The organism is Pseudoalteromonas sp. R86517 (assembly GCF_042466295.1).
Taxonomy (GTDB): domain Bacteria; phylum Pseudomonadota; class Gammaproteobacteria; order Enterobacterales; family Alteromonadaceae; genus Pseudoalteromonas; species Pseudoalteromonas atlantica.
The window spans coordinates 2,113,494-2,126,102 of sequence record NZ_JAXHCB010000001.1; the positions used below are offsets into that span (position 1 = coordinate 2,113,494).

The window sequence follows — 12,609 nt, forward strand, 5'->3', positions numbered from 1 at the left end:
TTATGCAAACACAATTAGACTCAAAGGCGTGGCTAAAAGAAAGCCACAGCCACGGTGTAAATTTAGCGCTAAAAGAACTGCTGTATTACAAAGCTAAAGCACAGTTATTAGAGCTGGCACCTAAAGTTAAAATTAAAAACAGTTTAACTGGGCAATACCTTGCGCCCCATAAAGGCCGAGGCATGGAGTTTGCCGAAGTGCGTCATTACCAGCAAGGTGATGACATTCGCTCTATTGACTGGCGAGTAACAGCGCGTACCGGCGAAACCCATACAAAGCTTTTTCAAGAAGAAAAAGAGCGCCCAGTTTTTGTATTTACTGATTTTTCAAACTCTATGCTATTTGGCTCAAAGCTGCTGCTTAAGTCGGTACAGGCTGCGCACATTAGCGCGCTAGTTGCGTGGTCGGCGTGTCAACGCGGAGATAGAATTGGCGGTATTGTGTTTAATCAACACTCGCATTTAGAACTAAAGCCCAGCGCCCGCGAAAAAGCGGTATTAAAGCTGTGTCATAATCTATGCGACAGCCACCAGCAAGCACTTAACAATATAGACAAACAAGCAACCAACAACTTTAGCGATAATTTAAAACGCCTTAACCACTTAGCTAAACCTGGCAGCTTAGTGTATTTAGTCTCTGACTTTAATGCCTTAGATGATGCAAGCTTTAAACAATTAGAAATACTAAGCCGCCACTGTGAGCTGATAGGCTGTTATATAAGTGATCCGTTTGAACATACGCTCCCCGCGTTTAAAAACGCTGTCACTGTTAATGCCAACGGCCAAGATTTTGCGCTACCGCTTATGGATAAAAGCTTTAGAGAACGCTTTGCAAAAAACGCCGAGCAAGCATTTAGCGCACGTCTAAATCGCTTAACTAAATCGGGTCTTAACTTAATATCATTCAATGCAGCGAGCCCGCTTGAGCTGCAATTAGTGAGAAAATAACCATGCAAACCAATCCACTCGATGGCCTGCACGATATAATAGCGCCAAGCCAAGTTAGTTGGTGGCCACTCGCCCCTGCTTGGTGGGTTATTATTACCCTGCTGTTCATAGCAATCTGTGCAGCTGCTTTTTGGTTTTACAAAAATTATAAATTTAAAAAGCCTAAGCGCTACGCAATCGATTTAAGCCACAACGAGCAAAGCGCGCAAACACTTCATATTATTTTAAAGCGCTTAGTAATAGAGTATTACGATAAACGCCTAGCAACGCAATCAACTGCTAACTGGTGTAACACACTTAATACCTTAACCGGTTTAAGCTTTACCGAGCATGAGCTTTTAAGCCTGTATAATGCGCAGCAAACCAATGACGCGCTTAACGAAAAATTACGCCAAGGCATAAAGCAATTTAAACTAAAGGAGCCAGTACATGTTTGAATTTAGCTGGCCATGGTTGTTTTTATTACTACCTCTGCCCTTATTACTTTTATTATTAAAACCTGCTGCCAGTAACGCACATACCCGGTTACGTATTCCAAGCTTTGCCAAACATAACTTAGCCAGCCAAAGCCTTGAAAAAAGCGCACGTAAACTAACTATTTTTGAATGGCTACTTTGGCTATTACTGGTCACTGCTGCAGCCAACCCGACATGGTTAGACGACCCTATTTCATTACCAAACGAAGGGCGCGATATAATGCTTGCGGTCGATTTATCTGGCTCAATGACCGAACAAGACATGGCTTACAACGGCCAATATGTTGATCGCCTCACTATGGTAAAGGCGGTATTGAGTGACTTTATAGAGCAGCGCCAAGGCGACAGGTTAGGCCTGATATTATTTGGCGACACCGCATTTTTACAAACGCCACTGACTCGCGATGTTAAAACCGTAAGTAAAATGCTCAGTGAGTCTCAAATTGGCTTAGTTGGGCGTGCCACTGCTATTGGCGATGCGCTAGGTTTATCGGTAAAGCGTTTTGCCAACAAAGATAAAAGTAACCGTATTGTGGTGCTATTAACTGATGGCCAAAACACCGCAGGTAATTTAAAACCTGAAGATGCCCTACTCCTTGCCCGCGAGGAAGGCATAAAAGTATATACCATAGGTGTTGGCTCAGATAACCCCCGAGGATTTAGCCTATTTAATATGGGTGGTATGAGTGGGGGCAGCTTAGATGAAAGCTTGTTAAAAGACATTGCCGAACAAACCGGTGGGTTATATTTTAGAGCCAAAGATGTGGCTGGCCTTCAGCAAATTTACGCAGAGCTTGATAAATTAGAGCCAATTAGCGCAGATGAGCAAACATTTCGCCCGCAAAGCTCATTGTTTTACTACCCACTACTTATTGCTATTTTACTCATTAGTTTAAAAGTAATGTTAAGCACCTTACGTGCATTAAAGGAGCCTAACTAATGGACTTTACATTTATTCGTCCCGCTGTTTTGTGGCTTTTAATACCTGCACTTGCGTTGTTTTTTATAGCCTTTATTAAGCATAAAAAACAAAGCGCAGATAACCTAATTGCCCCTCATTTGGCGCCGTTTATTATGAACGAGTCAAACACTAAAGCCAGCCAGCCACTTTGGCTGGTCGCTGTATTTTGCTGTTTAGCTATTATTTTTAGTGCAGGTCCTAGTTTTGAAGAAAAACAGGTTCCTGTATTTCAAAGTAAAAGTGCCCGTGTGATTGTAATGGATATGTCGTACTCAATGTACAGTACCGATATAGCACCAAATCGTTTAATGCAATCACGCTTTAAAGCACTCGATATGATTGAGCTATTTAAAGAAGGCGACACCGCTTTAGTTGCCTATGCCGGCAGTGCATTTACTATTTCGCCACTTACAAACGATGCCACTACGCTTACTAATTTAATTCCGAGTTTAAGCCCCGACATTATGCCCGACAAAGGCTCTAATGTTTTAGCTGGCCTTGATATGGCAAAAGAGCTTTTAACACAAGCAGGCTATATTGATGGCGATATAATATTAGTCACCGATGGCATAGACCAAGAAGAGCAAAGCGATATTACTAGCTTTACCAGTAATTCTTCTTATCGGCTAAATATTTATGGCGTAGGCACAGAGCAAGGCGCACCAATTAAATTACCTGAAGGCGGTTTTTTAAAAGACAGCTACGGTCAAATAGTCATCCCCACCATTAACATAAGCCGCTTAAAAAGCCTAGCGACCCGCAGTGGTGGAAAGTTTGCCCTTTACCAACCAAGCAGCAGTGACATAGCCACTTTTGCACCAAGTGCCAACAGTGAGTTATTAAAAGATGAAAAACAAAGCCATGCCCTGTGGCGCATAGACGCAGGTATATATGGATTACTTATTTTACTTCCCTTAGGCCTTTATTTATTTAGAAGTGCAGCATTTGTAGGCGCCTTTTTAGTACTCAGCGTTTTGCCAACCCAACAGGCAAGTGCATTAGAGCTCCCCTCTTTTTTAAAAAACACTGATCAGCAAGCGCTAGATGCTTATAAAAATAAAGATTTTGAACGGGCCGCCAATGCCGACTCAAGCAGCTTAAAAGGGTCTGCGTTGTACCAACAAGGTAATTTTGATGCCGCACTAGAAGCCTTTAGTAAAGATAAATCAGCCACTGGTTTTTATAACTATGCCAACGCGCTTGCCAAATCAGGACAGCTAGAACAAGCCATAGATGCTTACAAACAAGCACAAACGCTACAACCTAACTTTAGCGAAGCCGCTGATAACCAAGCTTTGGTTGAGCAGTTGCTCGAGCAACAACAGCAGCAACAGCAGCAAGAGGGTGATTCGCAAGATAACCAGCAACAATCTGATCAAAGTGAGCAACAAAACAATCAGCAATCAGATCAAAGCCAACAAGGTGAAAATAGCGATTCTCAATCAGAGCAAAGTCAAGGCGAGCAATCACAAGATCAGCAAGGTGAGCCAAGTGATGAGTCTGACACTGGGCAAGAGCAACAAAGTGCTGAGTCGGGTTCACAATCAGATAAACAAAATGAGCCAGAACTAGAAACTCAGCCACAAGCTAATCAAGAGCAAAAACAGCCTGAGCAAACAAACGAAGAACAGGCTGAAAATACTCAGCCGCAAACAGCGCAGCAGCAAACGTTAACAGATGAGCAAAAGCAAAACGCTCAACAACAAGCCGCGCAAGCACAAACGCGTGAGCTCACCAACGAAGAGAAAGAAAAAGCCCAGCAGCTTAACCAGTTATTAAGAAAAGTACCGGACGATCCGGCAATTTTATTACGGAATAAAATGCAATTAGAAGCCCAAAAAAGACAATATCAACGTCGCCCTACAGGAGTAGAAAAATCATGGTAATGCGATTATTTTGCTGTTTATTGCTATTAAGTGCGATGCCATCATGGGCCGCCACCAAATTAGAGGCAAGTGTAGATAAAAACCCAGTCCTTGCTGGCGAATTTTTTATGCTTAACATTTCAGTTGACGACACAATAAAAAGCGAGCAACCCGACACCTCGGTGTTACTTAAAGACTTTGTAGTTGGGCCAACAAGTTTAAGTACGCGCACCAACATTATAAATGGCAGCATTAATAAGCAAACAACCTGGTCTGTTAAGTTAATGACCCGTAATGAAGGTGAATACACCATTCCGGCTTTTAACGTGGCCGGTTTAAGCTCGCAGCCAATAAAATTAAAAGTGGCAAAGCGCGCTGCCGATGCTGATAAAAATAACGATATTTTTTTAAAAACATCGCTCTCAAGTGACTCGTTGTTTGTTCAAGAAGCTGGCGTATATACGATTAAACTCTACCTAGCAAAAGAGCTGCTTGATGGCAGCCTAAGTACGCCCAGTATGCAAGATGCACAGCTTACACAATTAGGTAAACAAACCGAAAGCTATGAGCTTGTAGATGGTAAACGTTATTTAGTGATCACCCGAGAATACTTACTACAACCGCAAAAAAGTGGTGTATACACCATTGTTGGTCCTACGTTTCAAGGTCGTGTACAGCAAAATTACCGCCAATTAGAGGTGTCGGCTTTAGGGGATGATCAGCAACTTGAGATAAAACCTATTCCGGCAAACTATAAAGGCGCATGGCTACCGAGTGAGTTAGTTAATATTGATGAGCAGTGGCAGCCTGATGAAAATACTGTAGAAGTTGGCACGCCTATTACACGCACTATTACCTTAACCGCATTAGGGGTTACTAAAGAGCAACTGCCCGAAATTGATATGAAAACCATTGCAGGAATTCGCAGTTACCCCGATGATGTAGAAACAAACAATGCCGTAAGAAACGGACGGGTTGTATCTCAGCAAACAGCGTCATTTGCGTTATTACCACAAAAAGCGGGCACCTACACCCTCCCAGAAATAACACTGCCTTGGTATAACACCAAAATAAACCGCATTAGTTACGCTACATTGCCTGAGCGCACTATAACGGTAACTCCTAGCGCCAATGCTATAAACCCAGGTGCTATTGCAAACGACAACCTTAATACAGGTGAGCCAACTTTGCCTGCTAATAAAGTAAGTATTACACAGCAGCCCAATACAACAATAGCCGCGCCGCAAAGTGTTATTCCGCTTTGGTTAATTATTATTGCCGTGCTTGGGTATATTTTTTGGATAATCACTGCAATTTTTTATTGGTTAAGCCGTTCTACTAATAATGAGCAAAAAAATAACAGTGTATCTGTAAATAAAGCCCAAACGCTTTCATTAAACGCGCTTAAAAATGCAGCTAAATCAAATAATCTCAATGCATTTTATAGCGAACTAAATGAGGTAGCGATTAAGCTTACAGGCAAAAAGGTGGCTGCGATAGATACGTTAATACACAACATCAATAATGATGAACTGGCGACGCAGGTTAACCGTTTACAGTCAGCTCTTTATGCAAATAGCAGTGCAGATGTCGATCTTAATGCTATTATTAACATAATTGAGCAGCACCAAGTTCAACGTACAAAGTCGCAACAAGCTGTATTAAAAGACCTTTATTAACTAGTTTGATAAATTTAGGTCTTTTCATGCATTAAATAATAAATTTTAATTAAAAAAGTACTTATGCTTGGAAAGAAAAAATCAAATAATCAGGTCTTAGTTGATATGGCAGAGAAACAAAAGCGCTATGAAGCCTTGGTCCATGTATATAATAAGGAGCTTTATCGCTTTGCTTATTGGTTATGCCGTGACCCACATATTGCAGATGACCTAGTACAAGAAACGTTTTTACGTGCTTGGCGCTCGCTTGACTCATTATTGGATCAAAAAGCCGCCAAGCCTTGGCTGCTGACTATTTTGCGTAGAGAAAATGCACGTCGCTTTGAGCGCAAGCAGTTTGACTACAGCGATGTAGAAAACGATACACTTGTCGATGAAACCAGCCATTCGTTAGATGATGAAATGGAGCAAACGGTTATCCAACGCCAAATTGCGCTGCTATCTGATGAATACAGAGAACCCTTACTTCTGCAAGTTGTTATGGGGTGCTCTGGTGAAGAAATAGCAGAGATTCTCGATTTAAATAAAAACACGGTTATGACTCGTTTGTACCGTGCCAGAAACCAACTTAAAGAGGCTTTAAGCCGTGATGATGAACAACTTAAAGGGGCATCAAAATAATGGATGAACTTGAGTTTCGTCGACGCACTATTGCGCAGCCAAACGATTTAGATAAGGAGCTTTTAGAGTTTGCTAAAGAGAGCTCTGAGCGACAAAACTTTATAAGCGATATGAAAGACTTTGATAAACAAATTCAAGATGCGTTAGATGTGCCTGTGCCTGACAACCTTGCTGAGCGTATTCTTTTAAACACCTCGTTAAAAGAAAAAGCAATGCAAGAAGAGCAAGCAACTGGGGATAACGTTGTAGATGCACGCTCACGTTTTAAGTTTGACCGTGTTCACTTAGCCCTAGCCGCGTCTTTTTTTGTAGCTATTGGCGCATTCTTTTTTAGCACAGAGCAACACATTGCTCATGAAGCAGGCGAACATGCTTTAACCCATGTTTACCATGAAATTACCGCCCTTGAAAAAACCAATGCTATTAGCCTACAAAGCGTTAACGATAAGCTTGCACTGCTAGGCGCTCATATAGAAGAGCTGCCAGGTAAAATTACTTATGCAATGTTTTGCGACTTTAAAGGTGAAAAAGGTCTGCACTTAATTTTTGAGTCGGACTTTGGCCCCATGACGGTCTTTATTGTTCCTTCTGAGAATAAGTCGTTTGGGTTTGGCGAAGATGATTTTCATGATGCGCGCTTTGCAGGTCATATTAATCGAGGCGACAAAGCCGATACTATTTTAGTGGCTAATTCCGGCGCGCCAATTAATGTGTACAACGAGCGGGTTACCAATGCCATTCGCTGGCTGTAACTAGCGCTTAACGACTAAAAACCGCTGAGTAACACTGAGCGGTTTTTTTGTGCCTATTCAGCGCTCATTTTTCATCCAAAACAATTGATTTTAAATGTAATTATTAATTTTTACTGAAAAGTTAATTATACTCACCGCTCAGTTTAACTTAGGGAATTACATGAAGAACATCATCGTTATATTTTCATTACTTGCACTACTGTGTACAGCAAGTTTTGATGCACACGCACGCAAAAAGTTTGGTAGTAGTAAACGCGGTACAACCCCAGCAACACAACAAACCACACAAAAGCAAAAAGCCGATACCACAGCACCTGCAGCCAAGACAAAAAGCAGTAAAAAAGGCATTATGGCCGGCGTATTAGGCGGATTGTTAGCCGGCGGTTTAATTGCCGCTATGCTAGGAGATAACTTTGAGGGCATGCAGCTATTAGAAATTATTTTATTAGCAGGCGTTGCCTTTATTTTGTTTAAACTTATTACGGGGTTTATGCGCGCTCGCAACTCCCCGCAATTAGCCGGTACTCACGCTACGGGGCACTCTGCTTTTAAGCAAGCAGCCCCAGAGCAACCTACCAGCAGTGGTTTTACCCAGCAAAGCGCACACACTGAGCAAGTACCTTTCAATTTACCCCCTAATTTTGACGTAAATGGCTTTTTACAAGGCGCGCGTAGCCACTATCACACTATGCAAACTGCGTGGAATAATGCAGATTACGCCACGATGGCTGAGTATTTAAGCCCATCGTTAGCTCAAGAGTTTAAAACTGAGCGCGAAGCGATTGAACGGGTAGCGACTGAGGTGATGTTTATTGATGCCGAGCTTGTACGCGCTGAAACAACAGCAAATTCGTGGCAAGTAAGTGTGCAATTTAAAGGCAAATACCGCGACTTAGACGATAAAAAAGAAGAGCCTATTTTAGAGATTTGGCACCTTGAGCGTGCTACCACCTCAGATGCTCCATGGCTGATTGTAGGCGTAGAAGACTTAATCGATAGCGAATAGTGCTGTAATTATAGTTATACCAATTCGCTTAATTAAGTGATCTACTTTGAGGGAGGATAAACGTGTTGATAGTTCGGCAAAAAATTCGCTATTTAGGTGTTCTAAATGAGAGCTTTTTAACGCAGGTAGCGACACGTTTAGCCCGTAAAATGATTAAGTATTATTGCAGATTGGTATTAGCTAATTGGTATAAATAACAGCTAAAAAAACCGCCCAGCCTAAAGTTTAGGCTGGGCGGTTTTTTATTACTGTTAAGTAATAGTATTATTTACAAACGTCAGCAACGGCGTTTGCGAAATACTCAATGTTAGTATCACTAATACCCGCTACATTTACGCGGCTAGAACCAACAATGTAAATACCGTATTCTTTTTGCAGGCGCGCAATTTGCTCTTTATTAATACCTAAGAAAGAAAACATACCGTGTTGACGTTCAATAAACGAAAAGTCTTGCTCTATCTCTTTTGCTGCTAAGCTTTCTTTAATTAAGCTACGTAAACCATTAATACGATTACGCATTTCATCAAGCTCACTGTGCCACATTTGTGTAAGCTCTGTGCTGCTTAAAATAGTGTTTACAATGTCAGCACCGTGCGCTGGAGGCATAGAGTAAATACTACGAACAACGCTTAATAGCACTGAATTTGAAATATCAGCGGTTGCAGTGTCTTTTGCAATAATTGAACACGCACCAATACGCTCACGGTATAAACCAAAGTTTTTAGAACATGATGAACAAATAATTAGCTCTTCTACTGCATCAGCTAAAATGCGCAGTCCACGTGCATCTTCTTCAAGTGACGAGCCAAAGCCTTGGTAAGCAATATCAATAAGTGGTGTAAAGCCAACTTCTTTTGCAAGCTGAGCAACTGTGTTCCACTGTGTCTCGTTTAAGTCCATACCACTTGGGTTATGACAACAAGCATGAAGTAGCACAATATCCCCTTTTGGTACTTGCTTAAGGGTGTTTATCATGTCGTCGAACAATAAATCTTTGTTTTCGTAATCGTAGTACGGGTATTCTTTAACGTTTAAGCCCGCAGCTTCAAACAAGCTAATGTGGTTTGCCCATGTTGGCGTTGTTACCCACACTGTTGCGTCTTTATTGCAACGCTTAACAAATTCAGCCGCAACGCGAAGTGCACCTGTACCTCCTGGTGCTTGTGCAGTACGTACGCGGTTTGCTAAAAGTGCTTGGTGCTCACCTAGTAATAGGTTTTCCATTTTTTGACAGTAGTCTAAGTTACCCGCTAAACCAATGTAAGATTTGCTTGTTTCGTTTTCTAAACGAAATGCTTCAGCTTTTTTTACCGCTTTTAATACCGGTGTGTTGCCTTGCTCATCTTTATAGACACCTACACCTAAATCAATCTTGTTAGGGTTTGTATCTTGTTTATAGGCTGCCATAAGGCCAAGAATAGGATCTGTTGGTAATGGTTTTAATTCTGAGAACATTAGCTATCTCTTATCATTAATTAGGGGTTGGCTGTTGTAGTAAGCTTAACATAAAAGCTTACCTTCTTGGCTAGTGATATTTACACTAGAAAGTGAGGAATTTTAATGCAGCACGCAACTAATACAGCCAGTGTACGGCTATCAAAAAAGTCGTTACTAAATGCCTCTGCATCTATAATACCGACGCATTCATGTTGCTCATTAAATAAGGGTAAACAGGTTTCAGCTTTCACTTTAGGGTCGCACGTATAGTACTCGCCACCTTGTGCTAAATAGTTTTCTATGTTGTTAATTACACGCCCGCGCTTAGACAATGCAACTTGTACATTATTGCTGCCTGCTGCAAATGCTTCAGTAAGAGGAAACAGTGGACGGCTTGGCGCACCTTGATACGCCAGCTTTAATAATTGCGGACCCTGAGCACTGTCAACCGCTTGATAAATACCATACCAATCGACCTGTGTTTGCTGCTCTATGTAATTAACTATATTTTGTAGGTTTGCTAGTTTTTGCTCGTTTTGTGAAGTCGCGCTCACGTGATCAGTAAGTTTAAATGGCTCATCTTGTAAATAACCAAACAAACTACACGCACCGCCTTCACCGAGTTCAGGAATTTGATATTCCCAACGTACAGACGGCAGCGCGCTTGCAGCAATATACTGTTCTAGCTGCTCTAGCTCTTTGGCAATTAATTGTGGGTCTATATTTAATTGCGCAATATCAAGGTAAGAAGAAATCATTTGGCCATCCATACATCTAAAATTTTCTAGATAATAACATGGAAATTTTTTCTGAGCTATAGCAACTTGTAACACATTTCGACTTGGTTACCACTTGCGTTATACGTGACTTTTTCTGCCACTTCTTCGAGTAACGATAAGCCACGGCCAAACTCTGCGTTGAGTTCGGTACGTGTAGAAGAGTCACTTGAGAACCCCCTACCCGAGTCACAAATAATAAAGTACAAGCACAAGGTATCTGGGCAATAACGCATATCAATAATAATCATCGCCTCTTTCATTTTACTCAGTGCTTGCTCTCTTAATTCATAGTATTTAAAAAAGCCATCGTCTTGTTTTTTTATGTCTGAATCAAGGCCTAACACACCATGATCAAGTGCATTGTTATACGCCTCAGAAAGCAATAAAAATATATTTGAGCGATGCGACCTAAGCCCCTCAACACTGCTTAATACATTAACAACATCATACACAGGGTCTGTGCATTTAATTTGCTGCGCGTTTAAGCTAAGTGAAAAGTTAAATGCCAAATTAGAATACGCCTCTTTGGCCTCAGGCTCAGGGGTTAGCGGCAAACAATTAAGCAGCACTAAGCTTAAGTCGTCTAATTGCTCACTGCCATTGGCAAAGGTATTTACATTATCTATAACACGCTGACTGCTGATCATCGGCTTGCTTTTAAGTGCTGCTAAAAAGCGCTGCTCACCATAAAAAATATCCGCGTCGTTGTTAGTTTCTATTATGCCATCGGTTGAAAGCACCAAGCGGGTGTTTTTATCAACTTCTAAATTAATTAGCTCATATTCAAATTCATCGCGGTCTAAAATCCCCAGCGCCATATGTTGCGACTCAAGCGTTTGCTTTACTTCACCATCGGTATTTATTAAATACGCATCTGGTAAGCCACCAAGCCAGGCTGAAATACTTTTTCCCGAGGCACTGAGTTCAATAATAGTCGCCGCGCAGAACATGTGCTCTGGCAGTAAATTATGCAGTAATATATTGATCTCAGAGGCGATATCGTTAACAGCCATGCCTTTTTGCACCATAGTGTAAAACACCCGTGATGCAGGTAATGCTCCAATCGCGGCCGCTAACCCATGCCCGGTAAAATCACCCAACATGCAATATAAATTGCCTATTGGGCTTTGCGCGACTAAAAACATGTCACCGTTAAACATAGAAGCAGGAGAAAGGCTAAAGTCTAAATGGTCTTTAAACTTATCTTGGTTTTCGAGCGAGTTATTAAAAATGTGCTCAATTATTTCGTGCTCGCGCTCTATTTGATTGCGATGATACTCAAGTAAGGTGTTTTGTTGATGGGCTTTTTTACTTAATTCGCGCGTACGACTGTGCGCTTTAATTTTTGCGTTTAAAATTACTTTTTCAAACGGCTTTTGAATAAAGTCATCCCCGCCTACTTCTAAACAACGCTCAAAGCTGCTTTGATCTTCCAGTGAAGTAATAAAAATAATGGGTAGATAAACGTCGTTGTATCGCTGCTTTATCAGCTTTGCAGCTTCAAAACCATCCATTACCGGCATAAGTACATCGAGTAGAACAATATCAATCGCTTCTTTTTCTAACACCTCAAGTGCTTCTAAGCCGTTAAACGCAATTGATATTTTATAGTTTTCTTCGAGCAGCATTTTTTCGAGCAGGATGCGATTAAGCGCCTGATCGTCAACAATAAGTACGTGGGTCATTAGTTAATATCAAACTTCTTATCAAAACGTGATATTTGCAGTATTTTTTTAAGCTGAGGCTGACAATTACTGATCTCTATTGTTTGTACCTGGCTTTCAATGGTTTTTTTCATGTTAAGCAACATACCAAGAGCAGAGCTATCCATGTAGTCGGTCTCTCTTAAATCGATAATCACTTTATTTGTTTTAGGCTCAATTTGGGCATAGGCTTGGCGAAATGATTGCACTAAATTAAAGTCAAATTTGCCTTTAATTTGTATCGTTAAAGTACTTTCATCAACCGATAAACTCTTTGTTAAACTCATTATAAACTCCAATAATATTTCCTTTGACCTAAATATAACCTGTTAAAAGTATTTAGCAAAAATAAAAACACTCGCCAGCAAATTTGTTATTATTTC

Annotated in this window: 12 protein-coding genes; 8 read left to right on the forward strand and 4 right to left on the reverse strand. The window is 41.1% G+C overall.

What is annotated here, in order from left to right; translation table 11 throughout:
- Positions 1 to 2: 2 nt before the first annotated feature.
- The 8 genes from SJY38_RS09520 to SJY38_RS09555 all read left to right on the forward strand — a co-directional run bounded on the left by SJY38_RS09520 (position 3) and on the right by SJY38_RS09555 (position 8,307).
- Complete coding sequence (locus tag SJY38_RS09520) at positions 3 to 947, forward strand: DUF58 domain-containing protein (RefSeq protein ID WP_286740443.1); 945 nt, start codon at positions 3 to 5, stop codon at positions 945 to 947.
- Between the two features lie 2 nt (positions 948 to 949).
- The gene (locus SJY38_RS09525) at positions 950 to 1,384 is read left to right on the forward strand and encodes a DUF4381 domain-containing protein (protein WP_055253030.1); all 435 of its coding nucleotides are present in this window, start codon (positions 950 to 952) and stop codon (positions 1,382 to 1,384) included.
- Positions 1,377 to 2,363, forward strand: a complete 987-nt coding sequence (locus SJY38_RS09530) for a VWA domain-containing protein (RefSeq protein WP_024031872.1) — start codon at positions 1,377 to 1,379, stop codon at positions 2,361 to 2,363. The genes SJY38_RS09525 and SJY38_RS09530 overlap by 8 nt, the downstream gene beginning before the upstream one ends.
- Positions 2,363 to 4,270 (forward strand): VWA domain-containing protein, encoded by a 1,908-nt coding sequence (locus SJY38_RS09535; RefSeq protein WP_288422261.1) that lies wholly within the window; start codon positions 2,363 to 2,365, stop codon positions 4,268 to 4,270. The genes SJY38_RS09530 and SJY38_RS09535 overlap by 1 nt, the downstream gene beginning before the upstream one ends.
- Entirely contained in the window at positions 4,264 to 5,928 is a 1,665-nt protein-coding gene (locus tag SJY38_RS09540; protein ID WP_286740446.1) for a BatD family protein, read from the forward strand. The genes SJY38_RS09535 and SJY38_RS09540 overlap by 7 nt, the downstream gene beginning before the upstream one ends.
- Positions 5,929 to 5,991: 63 nt before the next feature.
- A complete protein-coding gene (locus SJY38_RS09545) occupies positions 5,992 to 6,549 on the forward strand; it encodes a sigma-70 family RNA polymerase sigma factor (RefSeq protein ID WP_039972214.1) in 558 nt (185 codons plus the stop codon).
- Positions 6,549 to 7,301 (forward strand): DUF3379 family protein, encoded by a 753-nt coding sequence (locus SJY38_RS09550; RefSeq protein WP_054982184.1) that lies wholly within the window; start codon positions 6,549 to 6,551, stop codon positions 7,299 to 7,301. Before SJY38_RS09545 ends, SJY38_RS09550 begins: the two co-directional genes overlap by 1 nt.
- A 160-nt stretch (positions 7,302 to 7,461) precedes the next feature.
- On the forward strand, positions 7,462 to 8,307 hold the full coding sequence (locus SJY38_RS09555) for a Tim44 domain-containing protein (protein ID WP_286740451.1): 846 nt from the start codon (positions 7,462 to 7,464) through the stop codon (positions 8,305 to 8,307).
- Positions 8,308 to 8,571: 264 nt separating this feature from the next.
- Here SJY38_RS09555 and SJY38_RS09560 read toward each other — a convergent pair whose 3' ends face one another.
- The 4 genes from SJY38_RS09560 to SJY38_RS09575 form a co-directional block, all read right to left on the reverse strand.
- Positions 8,572 to 9,762 (reverse strand): amino acid aminotransferase, encoded by a 1,191-nt coding sequence (locus SJY38_RS09560; RefSeq protein ID WP_004587316.1) that lies wholly within the window; start codon positions 9,760 to 9,762, stop codon positions 8,572 to 8,574.
- 80 nt (positions 9,763 to 9,842) lie between these two features.
- Complete coding sequence (locus tag SJY38_RS09565) at positions 9,843 to 10,502, reverse strand: GAF domain-containing protein (RefSeq protein WP_273586173.1); 660 nt, start codon at positions 10,500 to 10,502, stop codon at positions 9,843 to 9,845.
- A 56-nt stretch (positions 10,503 to 10,558) separates the two neighbouring features.
- Complete coding sequence (locus tag SJY38_RS09570; RefSeq protein WP_029773472.1) at positions 10,559 to 12,208, reverse strand: fused response regulator/phosphatase; 1,650 nt, start codon at positions 12,206 to 12,208, stop codon at positions 10,559 to 10,561.
- Positions 12,208 to 12,513 carry an STAS domain-containing protein gene (locus SJY38_RS09575; RefSeq protein WP_004587319.1) on the reverse strand — a complete coding sequence of 102 codons (306 nt, stop codon included), beginning with the start codon at positions 12,511 to 12,513 and terminating at the stop codon, positions 12,208 to 12,210. Before SJY38_RS09575 ends, SJY38_RS09570 begins: the two co-directional genes overlap by 1 nt.
- Positions 12,514 to 12,609: the final 96 nt, after the last annotated feature.

Bases quoted from the DNA above. Each gene is read 5' to 3' on its own strand.
- SJY38_RS09520 (WP_286740443.1), top strand. From the start codon at position 3: ATGCAAACACAATTAGACTCAAAGGCGTGGCTAAAAGAAAGCCACAGC.
- SJY38_RS09525 (WP_055253030.1), top strand. From the start codon at position 950: ATGCAAACCAATCCACTCGATGGCCTGCACGATATAATAGCGCCAAGC.
- SJY38_RS09530 (WP_024031872.1), top strand. From the start codon at position 1,377: ATGTTTGAATTTAGCTGGCCATGGTTGTTTTTATTACTACCTCTGCCC.
- SJY38_RS09535 (WP_288422261.1), top strand. From the start codon at position 2,363: ATGGACTTTACATTTATTCGTCCCGCTGTTTTGTGGCTTTTAATACCT.
- SJY38_RS09540 (WP_286740446.1), top strand. From the start codon at position 4,264: ATGGTAATGCGATTATTTTGCTGTTTATTGCTATTAAGTGCGATGCCA.
- SJY38_RS09545 (WP_039972214.1), top strand. From the start codon at position 5,992: ATGCTTGGAAAGAAAAAATCAAATAATCAGGTCTTAGTTGATATGGCA.
- SJY38_RS09550 (WP_054982184.1), top strand. From the start codon at position 6,549: ATGGATGAACTTGAGTTTCGTCGACGCACTATTGCGCAGCCAAACGAT.
- SJY38_RS09555 (WP_286740451.1), top strand. From the start codon at position 7,462: ATGAAGAACATCATCGTTATATTTTCATTACTTGCACTACTGTGTACA.
- SJY38_RS09560 (WP_004587316.1), bottom strand. From the start codon at position 9,762: ATGTTCTCAGAATTAAAACCATTACCAACAGATCCTATTCTTGGCCTT.
- SJY38_RS09565 (WP_273586173.1), bottom strand. From the start codon at position 10,502: ATGATTTCTTCTTACCTTGATATTGCGCAATTAAATATAGACCCACAA.
- SJY38_RS09570 (WP_029773472.1), bottom strand. From the start codon at position 12,208: ATGACCCACGTACTTATTGTTGACGATCAGGCGCTTAATCGCATCCTG.
- SJY38_RS09575 (WP_004587319.1), bottom strand. From the start codon at position 12,513: ATGAGTTTAACAAAGAGTTTATCGGTTGATGAAAGTACTTTAACGATA.